Source organism: Bacillus sp. JAS24-2 (genome assembly GCF_008274905.1).
Taxonomy (GTDB): Bacteria; Bacillota; Bacilli; order Bacillales; family Bacillaceae_G; genus Bacillus_A; species Bacillus_A cereus.
In genome coordinates this window covers 3,973,207-3,989,558 of the sequence record NZ_CP031068.1, presented here as the reverse complement: position 1 = coordinate 3,989,558, position 16,352 = coordinate 3,973,207, and the positions used below count along the sequence as shown (strand labels likewise).

Sequence of the window (16,352 nt, the reverse complement as noted above, 5' to 3'; positions counted from 1 at the left end):
GGAAACGACAATGACATTAGAAATCTTCGAATACTTAGAAAAATATGATTATGAGCAAGTAGTATTTTGTCAAGATAAAGAATCTGGTTTAAAAGCAATTATTGCAATTCATGATACAACACTTGGACCGGCTCTTGGTGGAACAAGAATGTGGACATATGATTCTGAAGAAGCGGCGATTGAAGATGCATTGCGTCTTGCAAAAGGGATGACATACAAAAACGCAGCAGCTGGTTTAAACTTAGGTGGTGCGAAAACAGTAATTATCGGTGATCCTCGTAAAGATAAGAGCGAAGCAATGTTCCGTGCACTAGGACGTTATATCCAAGGACTAAACGGACGTTACATTACAGCTGAAGATGTTGGTACAACAGTAGATGATATGGATATTATCCATGAAGAAACTGACTTTGTAACAGGTATCTCACCATCATTCGGTTCTTCTGGTAACCCATCTCCAGTAACTGCATACGGTGTTTACCGTGGTATGAAAGCAGCTGCAAAAGAAGCTTTCGGTACTGACAATTTAGAAGGAAAAGTAATTGCTGTTCAAGGCGTTGGTAACGTAGCATATCACCTATGCAAACATTTACACGCTGAAGGAGCAAAATTAATCGTTACAGATATTAATAAAGAAGCTGTACAACGTGCTGTAGAAGAATTCGGTGCATCAGCAGTTGAACCAAATGAAATTTACGGTGTTGAATGCGATATTTACGCACCATGTGCATTAGGCGCAACAGTTAATGATGAAACTATTCCACAACTTAAAGCAAAAGTAATCGCAGGTTCTGCAAATAACCAATTAAAAGAAAATCGTCACGGTGACATCATTCATGAAATGGGTATTGTATACGCACCAGATTATGTAATTAATGCAGGTGGCGTAATTAACGTAGCAGACGAATTATATGGATACAATAGAGAACGTGCACTAAAACGTGTTGAGTCTATTTATGACACAATTGCAAAAGTAATCGAAATTTCAAAACGCGATGGCATAGCAACTTATGTAGCGGCAGATCGTCTAGCTGAAGAGCGCATTGCAAGCTTGAAAAATTCTCGTAGCACTTACTTACGCAACGGTCACGATATTATTAGCCGTCGCTAATCATTCATATATAACTTTTACAAAAGGCGTGGTTACCTCTTATGAGGTTTCCACTTCCTTTTGAATTTATTAGTGGAGGTAGCAACATTGTCTGTAAATCGAATTCTTGTTATTAACCCAGGTAGTACATCCACAAAAATTGGTGTTTTTGATAATGAAAGACCCGTTTTAGAAGAAACGATTCGTCATGACGTAGAACAGATTGGGAAATACAAGCGAATTATCGACCAATATGAGTTTCGAAAAGAAACGATTTTAGAAGTTCTACATTCTCATGGTATTAACATTTCAAAATTAAACGCTGTTTGTGGACGTGGTGGATTACTTCGTCCAATCGAAGGCGGTACGTATACAGTAAACGATGCGATGTTAGAAGATTTAAAAAATGGGTTTAGCGGTCATCACGCTTCAAACCTTGGAGGCATTTTAGCATATGAAATTGCTTCTGGATTAAACATTCCTGCATTTATTGTGGATCCTGTCGTTGTAGATGAGATGGAGCCAGTTGCTCGTATAAGTGGTATTGCTGGTATGGAACGTAAAAGTATCTTCCATGCATTAAATCAAAAAGCAGTTGCTCGTAAAGTAGCCGAACAGTTAAACCACAAATATGAGGATTTAAATTTATTAGTTACACATATGGGCGGTGGTATTACAGTTGGTGCTCATAAAAAAGGAAGAGTAATCGATGTGAATAACGGTTTAAACGGAGAAGGACCATTTAGTCCAGAGCGTGCTGGTACAGTACCAGTAGGGCAACTAGTAGAAATGTGTTTCTCTGGTGAGTATTACCGAGATGAAATGATTAAAAAGCTTGTCGGACAAGGTGGACTTGTAAGTTTAATCGGTACAAATGATGCGATTAAAGTAGAGAAAATGGTTGAAAAAGGTGATCCTGAAGCAACTCTTATTTATAAAGCAATGGCATATCAAGTTGCAAAAGAGATTGGCGGAGCTAGCGCTGTACTTCACGGGAAAATCGATGCAATCGTATTAACTGGTGGACTGGCATACAGTAAAATTCTTGTCGATGAAATAAAAGAGCGAGTGGACTGGATTGCAGATGTTATCGTACATCCAGGCGAAGATGAGTTAGAAGCGTTAGCAGAAGGAGCACTTCGTGTATTACGTGAAGAAGAAGCTCCAAAAGAATATGTTGTACGTGAAAAAGAAACGGTAGCTAGGGGTTGAGATAATGGCAAAAGAATATGATTTAGTCATCGTTGGCGGCGGTACTGGTGGATATGTTGCTGCAATTCGTGCATCACAACTAGGGTTAAAAACTGCACTAGTCGAAAAAGAAAATCTTGGTGGTACTTGTTTACACAAAGGATGTATCCCTAGTAAAGCTCTTTTACGTAGTGCGGAAGTATATGCAACTGCTAAAAAAAGCGAAGAGTTCGGAGTTATTGCAAGCAATGTAGAACTAAACTTTGCGAAAGTACAAGAGCGTAAAGAGAAGATTGTAACGCAGCTTCATAAAGGCGTTCAACACTTAATGAAACAAGGTAAAATTGATGTGTTTGAAGGTATTGGCCGTATTCTTGGCCCATCTATTTTCTCTCCGATGCCAGGGACAATTTCAGTTGAACTTGCAAGTGGAGAAGAGAATGAAATGTTAATTCCAAAAAATGTACTTATTGCAACAGGTTCTCGTCCAAATTCATTACCAGGTTTAGAATTAGACGGAGAGTACGTAATGTCTTCAGATCATGCCCTAAAAATGGAAACGCTTCCTAGTTCGATTATTATCGTTGGTGGCGGTGTAATCGGTATTGAGTGGGCATCTATGCTTGCTGACTTCGGTGTAGAAGTTACAGTATTAGAGTATGCAAAAACAATATTACCACTAGAAGATCAAGACGTTTCAAAAGAAATGCAACGTCTATTCAAGAAAAAAGGTATTAAAGTGGTAACTGGTGCAAAAGTATTACCAGAAACATTGGTAAAAGATAATGGAGTAACAATCCAAGCTGAACACAACGGTGAAAATAAAGAATTTAAAGCAGAAAAAATGCTTGTATCTGTAGGAAGACAAGCGAATACGCAAAATATTGGCTTAGAGAACACAGATATCGTTGTGGAAAAAGGATACATTCAAACAAATGAGTTTTATCAAACGAAAGAATCGCATATTTACGCAATTGGAGATGTAATCGGTGGCCTGCAACTTGCTCACGTTGCTTCTCATGAAGGAATTGCTGCAGTAGAACATATTGCAGGGAAAGAAGTTACACCAATTGATTACTCTATGGTATCAAAATGCGTATATAGCAGTCCAGAAGTTGCTTCTGTCGGTTTAACAGAACAAGAAGCGAAAGAAAAAGGCTATAAGTTAAAAGTAGGTAAGTTCTCATTCCGCGCAATCGGAAAAGCACTTGTATACGGAGAATCAGATGGTTTCGTAAAACTTGTAGTTGATGAAGAGACAAATGACATTCTTGGTGTTCATATGATTGGACCACATGTAACAGATATGATTTCTGAAGCGGGTCTTGCAAGAGTACTTGATGCAACACCTTGGGAAGTAGCACATACAATTCATCCGCATCCATCATTATCTGAGGCGATTGGTGAAGCAGCACTTGCTGTAGATGGAAGAGCGTTACACGCATAAAAATGTGGATTTAGGAGGTTATGAAAAATGGCAGAAGTAAAAGAAAAGCGCCATGAAGAGCTTGGCTTAAGTGATGAGCAAGTATTAGAAATGTTCCGTACAATGTTACTTGCACGTAAAATTGACGAACGTATGTGGTTATTAAACCGCGCTGGTAAAATTCCATTCGTAATTTCTTGTCAAGGACAAGAGGCTGCACAAGTTGGAGCGGCGTTCGCTCTTGATAGAGAGAAAGATTATGCATTACCATACTACCGTGATATGGGTGTTGTACTAGCATTTGGTATGACAGCTAAAGAGCTTATGTTGTCTGCTTTTGCGAAAGCTGGGGATCCAAACTCTGGTGGTCGTCAAATGCCTGGTCACTTCGGTCAAAAGAAAAATCGTATTGTTACAGGTTCATCTCCAGTAACAACACAAGTACCACATGCAGTTGGTATTGCACTAGCTGGAAAAATGGAGAAGAAAGATTTAGTAACGTTCGTTACATTTGGAGAAGGCTCTTCAAACCAAGGTGACTTCCATGAAGGGGCAAACTTTGCTGGTGTACACAAACTACCTGTTATTTTTATGTGTGAAAATAACAAATATGCAATCTCTATTCCAGTTGAAAAACAATTAGCATGTAAAAACGTATCAGATCGTGCGATTGGTTACGGTATGCCTGGATATACAATAGACGGAAACGATCCACTTGCAGTATATAAAGCTGTAAAAGAAGCAGCAGATCGCGGTCGTCGTGGTGAAGGACCAACTTTAATTGAAACAGTATCATATCGTTTAACAGCACATTCTAGTGACGATGATGATCGTGTTTATCGTGATAAAGAAGAAGTAGAAGAAGCAAAGAAAAAAGATTCAATTATAACATTCGCAGCTTATTTAAAAGAAGCTGGTGTGTTAACTGAGGAATCCGAAAAACAAATGTTAGACGAAATTATGCATATCGTAAATGAAGCAACAGAATATGCAGAAAATGCTCCGTATGCAGCACCTGAAGATGCATTGAAGCACGTATACGCAGAATAGGGGGGAACGTTTCATGGCTGTAATGTCTTATATTGATGCTATTACATTAGCAATGCGCGAAGAAATGGAACGCGATGAGAAAGTATTCGTTTTAGGAGAAGATGTTGGTAAAAAAGGTGGCGTGTTTAAAGCGACACACGGTTTGTATGATCAATTTGGTGAAGATCGTGCGCTTGATGCACCGCTTGCAGAATCTGCAATTGCTGGGGTAGCAATTGGTGCAGCAATGTATGGTATGCGTCCAATCGCTGAAATGCAGTTTGCTGATTTCATCATGCCAGCAGTAAACCAAATTGTTTCTGAGGCGGCAAAAATTCGTTATCGTTCTAATAATGATTGGACTTGTCCAGTTACAATCCGTGCACCATTTGGCGGGGGGGTTCACGGTGCATTGTATCATTCACAATCTGTAGAAGCGATGTTTGCAAACCAACCAGGTTTAAAAATCGTTATCCCTTCTACACCATATGATGCAAAAGGCTTATTAAAAGCAGCCATTCGTGATGAAGATCCAGTATTATTCTTCGAACATAAACGTGCATATCGTTTAATTAAAGGTGAAGTACCAGAGGATGACTACGTATTACCAATCGGAAAAGCAGATGTAAAACGTGAAGGTGATGATATTACAGTTATCACGTACGGATTATGTGTTCATTTTGCTCTTCAAGCGGCTGAAAAGTTAGCACAAGATGGCATCTCTGCACACATTCTTGATTTACGTACTGTATATCCATTAGATAAAGAAGCAATCATTGAAGCAGCTTCTAAAACAGGTAAAGTTCTTCTTGTAACAGAAGACAATAAAGAAGGAAGCATTATGAGTGAAGTGGCAGCAATTATCGCTGAAAACTGTCTATTTGATTTAGATGCGCCAATCGCACGTCTTGCAGGTCCAGACGTTCCAGCAATGCCATATGCACCAACAATGGAAAAATTCTTTATGGTAAATCCAGATAAAGTTGAAAAAGCAATGCGTGAACTTGCGGAATTTTAATCGGGGGGACTATACATGGCTGTAGAAAATATTACAATGCCTCAGCTCGGGGAGAGCGTTACAGAGGGCACAATTAGTAAATGGCTCGTTAATGTTGGCGATCACGTAAATAAGTATGATCCGCTTGCAGAAGTAATGACTGATAAAGTAAATGCTGAAGTACCATCTTCTTTCACGGGTGTTGTGAAAGAGTTAATCGCTGGTGAAGGTGATACGTTAGCTGTAGGTGAAGTAGTTTGTGTTATTCAAGTAGAAGGCGCAGATGAAGTAGCAGCAACAGCTGTTGAGGAAAAAACTAAAGAAGAATCAAAGGCAGAAGTAGCTACGTCTGAAAAAGCACCGAAAGTAAAACAACCAACTGATGGAAAACCACGTTTTTCACCAGCTGTGTTAAAGCTTGCGGGTGAGCATAACGTTGATTTAGATCTAGTAGAAGGTACGGGAGCAAACGGCCGTATCACTCGTAAAGATATTTTAAAGCTAGTGGAATCTGGAAATATCCCACAAGCAGGTGCGGCGAAGAAAGAGGAAGCTGTAGCGGCAGTAGTAGAAGCTCGCCCAGAAGCACCAAAAGCAGCACCAGTAGCGCAAAAAGTAGAAGCTGCGAAACCAGTTTCTGTACCTACAATGCCTGGAGATATCGAAATTCCAGTAACAGGTGTGCGTAAAGCAATCGCAGCAAACATGTTACGTAGTAAACACGAAGCACCACATGCTTGGATGATGATTGAAGTAGATGTGACAAACCTTGTGTCATACCGTAACTCAATTAAAGGTGACTTTAAGAAGCGTGAAGGCTTTAACTTAACGTTCTTTGCTTTCTTCGTAAAAGCAGTAGCACAAGCGTTAAAAGAGTATCCTCAAATTAATTCAATGTGGGCTGGCGATAAAATTGTTCAGAAGAAAGATATTAACCTTTCTATCGCTGTTGCAACAGAGGAAGAACTATTTGTACCAGTAATTAAGCAAGCGGACGAGAAAACAATTAAAGGTATCGCTCGTGAAATTACAGAACTTGCAGGAAAAGTACGTACGAAATCGTTAAAAGCAGACGAAATGCAAGGTGGAACATTTACAATTAATAACACAGGATCATTCGGTTCTGTTCAATCTATGGGTATTATTAATTACCCACAAGCGGCTATTTTACAAGTTGAATCAATTGTAAAACGCCCAGTAATTATGGATAACGGTATGTTCGGTGCTCGTGATATGGTTAACTTATGTTTATCACTTGATCACCGAGTACTTGATGGTTTAATTTGTGGTAAGTTCTTAGGACGTGTTAAAGAAATTTTAGAAAACATGTCAGAAAATAATACATCTGTATATTAATAAAAAGCTCGCTTATGCGAGCTTTTTATTATCTTATTTCTTCATCTACATCCTACTATATGTATAAATATCTTTCCCAGTAATCTTACAATAAACGATTATGTATTAGGAATTTACGAAAATACATTGCTGATATATGGTATATGGATATAAAATAAGAAAAGAATAATTTTTTTGGCAAATCTTACTGATGAAACTGTAGTATAATATATTGTATTGTATGAAAAAGAGAGTTATTCTATATAAGTGTTTTATAGATAATGTGTAATCAGTCGTCAAAACATGAAGAATGTTGACTCCTGGTTTTTTATTTTTGCCGTAACAATGTTTCAGGAGGATGTCATGAAAAGAAGTACCGAGTTTCTAAAAAGTTTAGATGTAAAATTAATTTTAATTTTGTGTGCACTATGTGTGACGAGTATAGCTGCTATATATAGCAGTCAGCAAACGGGACAGTATGGAGCTGCAAACTTTGCTATGAAACAAGGTGTTAACTACATAATTGGGGTTGTATTGTTACTTCTTGTTGCAAGCATCGACTTAGATCAATTGCAAAAATTATCTTGGCCGCTTTATATTGCTGGATTTGCTTCACTTATTCTTTTGAAAGTATTACCACCATCAGGTTTTACACCTGAAAAATTAGGTGCAAAAAGATGGTTTGTTTTCCCAGTATTTGGGCAAATTCAGCCGTCTGAGTTTTTCAAAATTGCATTGCTACTTGTAGTAGCGAGTATAGCAGTGAAACATAATGCACAGTATATGGCAAGGACATTCCAAACAGATTTAAAGCTAGTAGGTAAAATTATGCTAGTGTCACTTCCACCTATGGCGGTTGTATATAGTCAACCTGATACAGGTATGGTGTTCTTATATGCTGCTGCTATTGCATGTATTTTATTTATGTCAGGTATTCAAAAGAAATTGATAGCATTATGTACAGTTATTCCGTTGACCATATTATCTGCTTTAATATTTATTTTCTTTAAGTATCAAGACTTTTTCTATAATAATTTAGTTACTTTACTAAAGCCTCACCAACAGTCGCGTATTGTAGGTTGGTTAAATCCATTTGAAAATGCAGATCAAGGTTATCAAACACAGCAATCGATTTTAGCTGTAGGTAGTGGAGGAATGGAAGGTAAAGGGTTTGGGGGAGGAAGCGTCTATATTCCAGAGAAGCATACTGACTTTATTTTCGCTACAATTGCCGAAGAAGGTGGATTTATCGTAGCAGCCTTAGTTGTCTTCTTGTTCCTATTACTACTATATCGAACAATTATTATTGGTTATTCCGCTGATAATTTATTTGGTACATTATTATGCGCTGGATCAATCGGTATATTAACAGTTCAAATATTCCAAAACATCGGTATGATCGTTGGATTAATGCCTGTAAAAGGTATTGCATTACCTTTCTTATCGTATGGGGGAAGTTCCTTATTCTCAAATATGATTATGATGGGGCTCATATTATCGGTACGGAAAACGTATAAAAAATATATGTTTTCAGTTAAGTAAAAAAAGCTGGTTCGTTTTTAAACGAACCAGCTTTTTTACATATATGCTCATAAACGTTGCAAACTAAAACAGGATAGCAGTTTGAGACGGGTAAGGAGTGCAAAGTGATGCATATGCATATTTTTGAAGGAGCACGACATCTTTCTAATAGTGAATGGGTTATTCGGGCTATTATAGCATACATATTTTTAATATTAGTTGCGAAAGCGATGGGGCAAAGGTCTATCGCACAACTTCGTTTTTTAGATGTTGTATTAGTGTTATTGCTTGGTGGGAATATTTCTAACGCATTGTCTGATGAAAAAGTAGGGTTACTGGGATCGATGATTACAACGTTCATACTTGTTGTACTTCATATTATAAGCTCAGTTTTAATGCTGAAATGGGATAGATGGAGACGTTTTTTAGAGCCTGCACCTATTATTCTTATACACAATGGTTCCATTAATTTTAGCAATTTGAAAAAGGCGAGAATTACCTTGGAATATTTGTTTTCGGAACTTCGTATGCGAAATGTGAGCGATATTCAAACGATTAAATTAGCATTATGGGAAGCAAACGGTGTCGTTTCTATATTTCGGTATCCAGAATATGAAGCAGTTTCGCGGCTTGATCTTAAAGTGGCGGGAAAAAAATCTCCAGTTTCTTTTGTATTAGTAAAGGATGGGAGGATACAGAAAGATGTTCTTGCATTATTAGGAAAAACAGAAGCGTGGGCGAGAGAATTTCTAGAGGAGAGTACAGAAGTCGAATCTATTATGTTAGCTACAGTAGATGAATCACATAAAATAAATATTTTGTTAAAAAAATGAAAAATATACGCATTTTGTCGTTTCGTACATATGATACAATAGTGTGGACAACGAAAAAGGAGGCGATACGGTGGGATATGTAGAAGAATTACGAAAAATAGTTGGTCATCGCCCTTTAATTTTAGTTGGTGCTGTTGTACTCGTTATAAATGAAAATGGATATATTTTATTGCAGCAGCGGACAGAGCCGTACGGAAAATGGGGGCTACCTGGCGGGCTAATGGAGCTTAGTGAATCACCAGAAGAAACAGCTTATCGTGAAGTATATGAAGAGACAGGAATAAAAGTGAAGAACTTGCGACTAATCAATGTATTTTCTGGAGCGAACTACTTTACAAAATTAGAAAACGGTGATGAATTTCAATCTGTAACAACCGCCTATTATACGGATGAATACGAAGGGGATTTTGTTATGAATAAAGAAGAAGCAGTTCAGCTTAAATTCTTTTCAGTAACAGAACTACCTGACTATATTGTAGGATCGCATAAAAAAATGATTGCTGAATATATGAAGATTATGGAAAAGAAGATATAATAATAGTGAAAGAAATACAAAAACACAGCTCTGGTTGGTAGTCCAGACGCATGATTTCATGTCAGTAACCTTCCCCTCCGGGATGTCCCGTATTTCTAATCTTTTAAAGGAGGGGCTGTCAATGGATTTGACAGTATATCACGATGGCCAATTTTTTGTTGGAATCATTACATGTAAAGAAAAAGGGAAATTGTATGGGGCGAGGTATATTTTTGGGGCGGAACCGTCAGATGAAGAAGTGCTTATGTTTGTGAATGGTTCACTTTTAGAGCATTTTCAGCACTTTGCAAAATGTGGTGTAGAAGTTAAAGAAAAACAGCGTCCTAAAAACATAAAGCGTATCATACGACAAGCAGCAAAAGAAACAACTATTAAACGTTTTACTAAGGCGCAAGAGGCGATTAGTTTATCTTATGAATTGCATAAAACAAGAAAAGAAACTGCAGTCTAAAGAGAAGCGAGAAGCTGAAAAAGAAAGAAGACGTTTAATGAAAGTACAAAAAGCAAAGCAAAAACATCGTGGTCATTAAAGAAAAGGTGTTAGAGCAAGAGCTCTAACACCTTTTCTATACTTAAATACAAGTAAACTTACTTGTATTTCATAAACATTAACTGGTAAGATACAAATAGGTAGTTTTAGAGGAGGGAAAAGAGTGATTAATTTTAACTTTTTTATGAATGATGTTGTCCGCCAAGCGCGTGAAGAGATTGTCTCTGCTGGATATACAGAATTGACGACGCCGGAAGCGGTAGAAGAAGCGTTTAAAAGAAATGGAACAACACTTGTAATGGTAAACTCTGTATGTGGTTGTGCAGGTGGTATTGCTCGTCCTGCTGCTGCGCATTCCGTACATTATGATAAACGTCCTAACCACCTTGTAACGGTGTTTGCAGGTCAAGATAAAGAAGCGACAGCAAGAGCGCGTGAATATTTCGAAGGGTACCCACCTTCTTCTCCATCATTTGCTTTATTAAAAGATGGAAAAATTGTAACGATGGTAGAGCGTCATGAAATTGAAGGTCATGAACCGATGCAAGTTATTGCGAAACTACAATCATATTTCGAAGAGAATTGTGAAGAACTATAAAAAATAAGAGAAAAGGCGGCACGTCCACAATCAAGTGGATGTGCCGCCTTTTTTATTTATTATTAAAATTTCTGAGATATGCATAGTTATGTTGTTTTATGCATCATTTTATACATAACAAACAGCGTTTATATTGTTTCGTTATTTATTTTTATTTTATATATTGCATAAAAATAAAAGTGCTGATACAATACAAACATCGAATAAATATTCTATTAAACTTTTAAATATACATTATTAGGGGGAAGAAAGATGAAGAAGTTAGTATCAATATCGTTTGCACTTATTTTAATTGTAAGTATATTCAGCGCTTGTAGTAATGAGGAATCGAAAGAAACAAAAGGAAATAAAAAAGTACTCGTAATGGGAACTTCAGCAGATTATAAACCTTATGAATATGTAGATGCGTCAAAGAGCGATGAAATTATTGGCTTTGATGTTGATGTTGCTAAATATATCGGAAAAGAACTTGGGTATGAAGTGAAAGTGAAAGATATGGATTTTGGTGGTTTATTAGCATCTCTTAGTTCAGGAAAAGTTGATTTTGTAATGGCAGGTATGACGCCAACTGCAGAGCGTAAAAATAATGTTGATTTTACAGATATTTATTTTGTTGCGAAAAATATGGTCGTTTCTAAAAAGGATTCTAACATTAAATCTGTAGAGGATTTAAAAGGGAAAAAAGTAGGGGTACAAACAGGGTCTATTCAAGAAGAGAAAGCTTCAGAATTTAAAAAACAAGTAGATTTCCAAGTTGAGGGACGTGACCGTATACCAGAAATCGTACAAGAAATTAAAGCTGGTCGTTTTGACGCTGCAATTATAGAAGATACAGTTGCTAAAAATTATTTAGAGAAAATGAAAGATTTACAAGGAATTGAAATTAAAGAAGCACCAGAAGAAGTTGGAGCAGCAATTGCCCTTCCGAAAAACAGTGATAAAACAGCTGAATTTAATAAAGTAATTAAAAAAATGCAAGAAAATGGAGAAATGGATAAATTAGTGAAGAAATGGTTTGGCAGCGGAAAATAAGCTGCCTTTCACTTTTCTGTGAGGGGAATGAAAAGAATGAACTTAGATTTTTCGGCGATTACGCCTTCGATACCATATATACTAAAAGGTTTAGAAGTTACTTTGAAAATTGTAGCAGTATCAGCTTTAGCAGGATTTATTTTAGGAACGCTATTAGCACTTTGTAAAATTGCTAGAATACGAGCATTAAATATAGCAGCAGATTTTTATACATCAATTTTTCGTGGTACACCCCTTGTATTGCAATTAATGATTATTTATTTCGGCGTCCCACAAATAATTGGTTATGAAATACCAGCATTCTTAGCTGCTGTACTTGCATTTAGCTTGAATTCAGGTGCATACATGTCAGAAGTAATTCGTGCTGGTATTCAAGCGGTTGATAAAGGACAAACAGAAGCAGCAATGGCTTTAGGGATACCGTACGGAAAAATGATGAGAAATATTATTTTCCCTCAAGCATTAAAAAATATATTACCAGCGCTTGTGAACGAATTTGCGACACTTACGAAAGAATCGGCTGTAGTAACAGTAATAGGCGCGACTGATTTAATGCGTCGTGCTTACATTGTAGGCGGTGAGACATTTAAATATCTTGAACCATTACTTTTTGTTGGACTGATTTATTATATGTTAGTCATTATTCTTACATTAGTCGGGAAGGCAATTGAAGGGAGAATGAAGAAAAGTGATTAAAATTGAAAACCTTCATAAATCATTTGGTAAAAACGAAGTATTAAAAGGAATTACAACAACAATTGAAAAAGGGGAAGTAGTCGCAATTATAGGGCCTTCTGGATCAGGAAAATCAACATTTTTACGTTGTATGAATATGTTAGAAGCACCAACGGATGGTCACATTTGGATTGGGACGGAAGAAGTAACGAATCCGAAAACGAATGTTATGCATGTTCGTGAAAATGTCGGTATGGTATTTCAACATTTTCACTTATTTCCTCATATGACTGTATTAGAAAATATTACGTATGCTCCTATCAATGTAAAAGGGGTAACGAAGCAAGAAGCTGAAAAGAAAGCTGAGAAACTTTTAGAAAAGGTTGGATTAGTAGATAAAAAAGATACGTATCCAAATCGTCTTTCGGGAGGACAAAAGCAACGTGTAGCAATTGCAAGAGCGTTAGCGATGGAACCGGAAGTTATGTTATTTGATGAACCGACATCGGCGCTAGATCCAGAGATGGTGAAAGAAGTGTTAGAAGTTATGAAATCGTTAGTTACGACAGGAATGACGATGGCTATCGTTACACATGAAATGGGCTTTGCAAAAGAAGTGGCAGATCGTGTTCTTTTCTTGGACGGAGGAAAGCTTGTAGAAGATAGTGCGCCAGAAGAATTTTTTGCAGCGCCGAAAAGTGAACGTGCGCAACAATTTTTACAAAAAATATTGTAATATGAAAAGGTTATGTGAATAATAAGTAGAAAAGGATGACATTGTGTCATCCTTTTTTTATACTAGCTGTAAATACGTTTATACATATAGGAGTAATGATATGTTTAAAATTGGATATCGTACAGTAAAAACAGCAATAGGGACAGGTGCGGCAGTTTTTATTGCTCAGTTATTAGGGTTAGAATTTTATAGTTCAGCAGGCATTTTAGTTATTTTATGTGTACAAAATACGAAGCGCAAATCACTTCAAGTGTCGTTACATCGTTTTCTAGCGTGTGTATTATCAATGGCATTCGCGTTTTGTATTTTTGAAACGATTGGCTATACACCACTTGCAATTAGCATATTGTTACTTACATTTATTCCGACTGCAGTAATGCTTAAAATTCAAGAAGGTATTGTCACGAGTTCAGTTATTGTTATGCATCTATATTCATTGAAGCAAATTACATGGCTTATAGTTGGAAATGAAATTGCTATATTAACGATAGGGATTAGCGTGGCGTTATTAGTAAATATGTATATGCCGAGTAGTGAAAATAAGCTAAAAGAGTATCAGGATAAAATAGAGAATAATTTTAAAACGATTTTGTTTGAAATGGTTGTGTATTTACGAAATCGAGAAAGTAGTTGGAGTGGAGCAGAACTCATTGAAACCGAGAATATGTTAAATGAAGCAAGAGATTTATCGTTTAAAAAACTTGAGAATGCATTTATGCGAGAAGATGATTATTACTATCGTTATTTTAATATGCGTATGCAACAATTCGAAATTTTAGAGCGAATGATACCACTAGCAGCTTCTTTATCGTGGACATATGAACAAGCTGACATGATTGCAGATGTTGTTGAAAACATTGGTAATGCTATTAGCCCTGAGAGTACTGGCGTTATTTCCTTAAGGCAGCTTCAAGAAATGAGGGAATTATTTAGAGACATGCCATTGCCAGCTACACGCGAAGAATTTGAGATACGTGCGAAACTTGTTCAACTTGTGTATGAAATGGAACAATATTTACTCATTAAAAGTCGCTTTAAGGGAAAGGATAATATAAAAGAACTTATATAGAAGGTAGGAATTATCTATGCCGTATCTTCTCTCTATCATATTATGTCTTTCTTTATCACCGATTTGGCCTCTTGGGGATAATCCACGTGCCGGAGATCCTTTTATTATTGTAAATAAAGCAACGAATAAATTAGCTTACATTGACGATGGAAAGATTCAAAAGGTTTTTCCAGTAGCGACAGGGAAAACGAATGAATTAACTCCAGAAGGAACTTTTGATGTTGTAATGAAAGCAAAGGATCCGTATTACATTGCGAAGGATATTCCAGGTGGATCGCCAAAAAATCCACTTGGGTCAAGGTGGATTGGATTTAATGCAAGAGGAACTGATGGAAGTAAATATGGAATACATGGAACAAACCAACCGAGTTCAATTGGAAAGTATATTTCACAAGGGTGTATAAGAATGAAGAAAAACGATGTGGAATATTTGTTTGATCGCATTCCAATTGGAACGAAAGTATGGATTGTGAAATCGAAAAAATCATTTCAGCAATTGGCAAAAGAAAAAGGAGCCGTTGCATATGAAAAAGCCAACGAAAAGGTTGGCTTTTTCTATTATAATAAGTTGTCTTGACATGTGTACATAACCGTGCGTTAATGAGAGTATAGAAAGATAAAATTAGATAAAGGGGTTGCTCATATGTACTTGAATCCAAAACTTTCGTATATGCAGTTTTTTATGGGATTTCTATTTGTTATTACATTCATATTGGCAACTTTTAATATATGTTCTTATCTTGTAGCGATTGTATGTATGGCATTACTTAATCTCACTTTTGTTATTGGGGCATTTCAGCAGAAACAATATACAAGTTTTGTAATAGCGCTTGTAATGTCATTTTCCTTTAGTATTGTAGCGATTGTGTTTTATATAAAATAAACCATCTCGATGTCGAGATGGTTTATTTTGTTATGTGTAAAAAGTAAAAAAAGGACGAACACATCGCCCTTTTTACCAAAACATACTCGCGCCAGCAAGTAATGTTGTTACAAGCATAGAAATTAGCATCACATAAACCATAACTTTTTGAGCTTTTTTATGCATCGTTATACCTCCTTGCAAATCAGTACAATTTCATTGTAACGAGAAATGAAATTATGGACAAGGGGAGAGTGAGGACAAAATTCGGGAGGGGATTGCAAAATATAACAGGAAATTTGAGAGTGTGTAGAGAATATAGTAAAAGGGTATATTGTTAATTTTTAGTTGGGCAAGCTGAAGAATGGAGATACGATGATGAAAATATACGAAACAGATCGTTTATACTTAAGGGAAATTGATGAGTCGTATGCTGAAACAGTTCTTCAATATTACGACAGAAATCGTGAATTTTTAAAAGCTTGGGAAGAGTATAGACCGGATGATTTTTTTACGCTAGATTATCAAAAGAAAAAGTTGCAAAAGGATAGAAAAGAGTTCGAAGAAGGGAAAATCATCAGACTATGGATTTTTAAAAAGGGTGATGATACGAAAATAATTGGGTGTATTTCATTTAATTTAATCGTTCGTGGCATTTATCAATCTTGTGTACTCAGTTATAAATTAGATAAAGCAGAGTTAAACAAAGGGTATACGACAGAAGCGCTTAGAAAAGCAATTCAAGTTGCTTTTGGGGAATTTCAGTTACATCGTATAGAAGCTCCGATTATGCCTCGTAATTTAGCATCTATACAAGTAGTAACGAAGATAGGTTTTCAATATGAAGGCGTATCTAGGAAGATGTTAATGGTAAATGGCGTGTGGGAAGATCATATGCGCTGGGTATTGTTAAATGAGTAATAGAAAGCAGAT

The 16,352-nt window shown here is 36.5% G+C and carries 18 protein-coding genes and 1 pseudogene; 18 read left to right on the top strand and 1 reads right to left on the bottom strand.

The window, feature by feature from the left end:
* Window positions 1-10 precede the first annotated feature (10 nt).
* The 17 genes and pseudogenes from DN407_RS20610 to DN407_RS20530 all read left to right on the top strand — a co-directional run bounded on the left by DN407_RS20610 (window position 11) and on the right by DN407_RS20530 (window position 15,440).
* Entirely contained in the window at window positions 11-1,111 is a 1,101-nt protein-coding gene (locus DN407_RS20610; protein ID WP_000171357.1) for a leucine dehydrogenase, read from the top strand.
* 87 nt (window positions 1,112-1,198) lie between these two features.
* Complete coding sequence (gene buk / locus DN407_RS20605) at window positions 1,199-2,302, top strand: butyrate kinase (RefSeq protein WP_000115780.1); 1,104 nt, start codon at window positions 1,199-1,201, stop codon at window positions 2,300-2,302.
* A 4-nt stretch (window positions 2,303-2,306) separates the two neighbouring features.
* Window positions 2,307-3,728: a dihydrolipoyl dehydrogenase gene (gene lpdA, locus DN407_RS20600; RefSeq protein WP_001051289.1), complete on the top strand. Its 1,422-nt coding sequence runs from the start codon at window positions 2,307-2,309 to the stop codon at window positions 3,726-3,728.
* 27 nt (window positions 3,729-3,755) lie between these two features.
* Window positions 3,756-4,757 carry a 3-methyl-2-oxobutanoate dehydrogenase subunit alpha gene (bfmBAA, locus tag DN407_RS20595; RefSeq protein ID WP_000852551.1) on the top strand — a complete coding sequence of 334 codons (1,002 nt, stop codon included), beginning with the start codon at window positions 3,756-3,758 and terminating at the stop codon, window positions 4,755-4,757.
* 13 nt (window positions 4,758-4,770) lie between these two features.
* The gene (gene bfmBAB / locus DN407_RS20590) at window positions 4,771-5,754 is read left to right on the top strand and encodes a 3-methyl-2-oxobutanoate dehydrogenase subunit beta (RefSeq protein WP_000290071.1); all 984 of its coding nucleotides are present in this window, start codon (window positions 4,771-4,773) and stop codon (window positions 5,752-5,754) included.
* Between the two features lie 15 nt (window positions 5,755-5,769).
* Complete coding sequence (locus DN407_RS20585) at window positions 5,770-7,089, top strand: dihydrolipoamide acetyltransferase family protein (RefSeq protein WP_000257681.1); 1,320 nt, start codon at window positions 5,770-5,772, stop codon at window positions 7,087-7,089.
* 342 nt (window positions 7,090-7,431) lie between these two features.
* On the top strand, window positions 7,432-8,610 hold the full coding sequence (locus DN407_RS20580; protein WP_000831181.1) for an FtsW/RodA/SpoVE family cell cycle protein: 1,179 nt from the start codon (window positions 7,432-7,434) through the stop codon (window positions 8,608-8,610).
* 107 nt (window positions 8,611-8,717) lie between these two features.
* Entirely contained in the window at window positions 8,718-9,422 is a 705-nt protein-coding gene (locus DN407_RS20575; RefSeq protein WP_000550964.1) for a DUF421 domain-containing protein, read from the top strand.
* Between the two features lie 70 nt (window positions 9,423-9,492).
* On the top strand, window positions 9,493-9,957 hold the full coding sequence (locus DN407_RS20570) for an NUDIX hydrolase (protein ID WP_098508225.1): 465 nt from the start codon (window positions 9,493-9,495) through the stop codon (window positions 9,955-9,957).
* Between the two features lie 121 nt (window positions 9,958-10,078).
* Window positions 10,079-10,487, top strand: a pseudogene (locus DN407_RS20565) (YjdF family protein).
* A gap of 144 nt (window positions 10,488-10,631) precedes the next feature.
* Window positions 10,632-11,045: a BrxA/BrxB family bacilliredoxin gene (locus DN407_RS20560; protein WP_001979317.1), complete on the top strand. Its 414-nt coding sequence runs from the start codon at window positions 10,632-10,634 to the stop codon at window positions 11,043-11,045.
* A 252-nt stretch (window positions 11,046-11,297) separates the two neighbouring features.
* Window positions 11,298-12,077 (top strand): transporter substrate-binding domain-containing protein, encoded by a 780-nt coding sequence (locus DN407_RS20555; protein WP_000737665.1) that lies wholly within the window; start codon window positions 11,298-11,300, stop codon window positions 12,075-12,077.
* A 36-nt stretch (window positions 12,078-12,113) separates the two neighbouring features.
* Window positions 12,114-12,773 carry an amino acid ABC transporter permease gene (locus tag DN407_RS20550; protein WP_001046915.1) on the top strand — a complete coding sequence of 220 codons (660 nt, stop codon included), beginning with the start codon at window positions 12,114-12,116 and terminating at the stop codon, window positions 12,771-12,773.
* Complete coding sequence (locus tag DN407_RS20545; protein WP_000590202.1) at window positions 12,766-13,488, top strand: amino acid ABC transporter ATP-binding protein; 723 nt, start codon at window positions 12,766-12,768, stop codon at window positions 13,486-13,488. Before DN407_RS20550 ends, DN407_RS20545 begins: the two co-directional genes overlap by 8 nt.
* A 100-nt stretch (window positions 13,489-13,588) precedes the next feature.
* Complete coding sequence (locus tag DN407_RS20540) at window positions 13,589-14,557, top strand: aromatic acid exporter family protein (RefSeq protein ID WP_000472665.1); 969 nt, start codon at window positions 13,589-13,591, stop codon at window positions 14,555-14,557.
* Between the two features lie 16 nt (window positions 14,558-14,573).
* Window positions 14,574-15,134: a L,D-transpeptidase gene (locus DN407_RS20535; protein ID WP_001146566.1), complete on the top strand. Its 561-nt coding sequence runs from the start codon at window positions 14,574-14,576 to the stop codon at window positions 15,132-15,134.
* 66 nt (window positions 15,135-15,200) lie between these two features.
* Complete coding sequence (locus DN407_RS20530) at window positions 15,201-15,440, top strand: DUF3894 domain-containing protein (RefSeq protein ID WP_000281167.1); 240 nt, start codon at window positions 15,201-15,203, stop codon at window positions 15,438-15,440.
* Window positions 15,441-15,512: 72 nt separating this feature from the next.
* On the opposite strand, the gene prli42 is transcribed toward DN407_RS20530, so the two are convergent.
* Entirely contained in the window at window positions 15,513-15,605 is a 93-nt protein-coding gene (prli42, locus tag DN407_RS20525) for a stressosome-associated protein Prli42 (protein ID WP_000549040.1), read from the bottom strand.
* Between the two features lie 189 nt (window positions 15,606-15,794).
* Here prli42 and DN407_RS20520 point away from each other — a divergent pair, with 189 nt between their 5' ends.
* The gene (locus DN407_RS20520; protein ID WP_001987197.1) at window positions 15,795-16,340 is read left to right on the top strand and encodes a GNAT family N-acetyltransferase; all 546 of its coding nucleotides are present in this window, start codon (window positions 15,795-15,797) and stop codon (window positions 16,338-16,340) included.
* Window positions 16,341-16,352: the final 12 nt, after the last annotated feature.

Excerpts from the sequence above, each read along its gene's own strand:
- DN407_RS20610 (WP_000171357.1), top strand. The coding sequence starts at position 11 with ATGACATTAGAAATCTTCGAATACTTAGAAAAATATGATTATGAGCAA.
- lpdA (WP_001051289.1), top strand. The coding sequence starts at position 2,307 with ATGGCAAAAGAATATGATTTAGTCATCGTTGGCGGCGGTACTGGTGGA.
- bfmBAA (WP_000852551.1), top strand. The coding sequence starts at position 3,756 with ATGGCAGAAGTAAAAGAAAAGCGCCATGAAGAGCTTGGCTTAAGTGAT.
- bfmBAB (WP_000290071.1), top strand. The coding sequence starts at position 4,771 with ATGGCTGTAATGTCTTATATTGATGCTATTACATTAGCAATGCGCGAA.
- DN407_RS20585 (WP_000257681.1), top strand. The coding sequence starts at position 5,770 with ATGGCTGTAGAAAATATTACAATGCCTCAGCTCGGGGAGAGCGTTACA.
- DN407_RS20580 (WP_000831181.1), top strand. The coding sequence starts at position 7,432 with ATGAAAAGAAGTACCGAGTTTCTAAAAAGTTTAGATGTAAAATTAATT.
- DN407_RS20575 (WP_000550964.1), top strand. The coding sequence starts at position 8,718 with ATGCATATGCATATTTTTGAAGGAGCACGACATCTTTCTAATAGTGAA.
- DN407_RS20560 (WP_001979317.1), top strand. The coding sequence starts at position 10,632 with ATGAATGATGTTGTCCGCCAAGCGCGTGAAGAGATTGTCTCTGCTGGA.
- DN407_RS20555 (WP_000737665.1), top strand. The coding sequence starts at position 11,298 with ATGAAGAAGTTAGTATCAATATCGTTTGCACTTATTTTAATTGTAAGT.
- DN407_RS20550 (WP_001046915.1), top strand. The coding sequence starts at position 12,114 with ATGAACTTAGATTTTTCGGCGATTACGCCTTCGATACCATATATACTA.
- DN407_RS20540 (WP_000472665.1), top strand. The coding sequence starts at position 13,589 with ATGTTTAAAATTGGATATCGTACAGTAAAAACAGCAATAGGGACAGGT.
- DN407_RS20535 (WP_001146566.1), top strand. The coding sequence starts at position 14,574 with ATGCCGTATCTTCTCTCTATCATATTATGTCTTTCTTTATCACCGATT.
- DN407_RS20530 (WP_000281167.1), top strand. The coding sequence starts at position 15,201 with ATGTACTTGAATCCAAAACTTTCGTATATGCAGTTTTTTATGGGATTT.
- prli42 (WP_000549040.1), bottom strand. The coding sequence starts at position 15,605 with ATGCATAAAAAAGCTCAAAAAGTTATGGTTTATGTGATGCTAATTTCT.
- DN407_RS20520 (WP_001987197.1), top strand. The coding sequence starts at position 15,795 with ATGATGAAAATATACGAAACAGATCGTTTATACTTAAGGGAAATTGAT.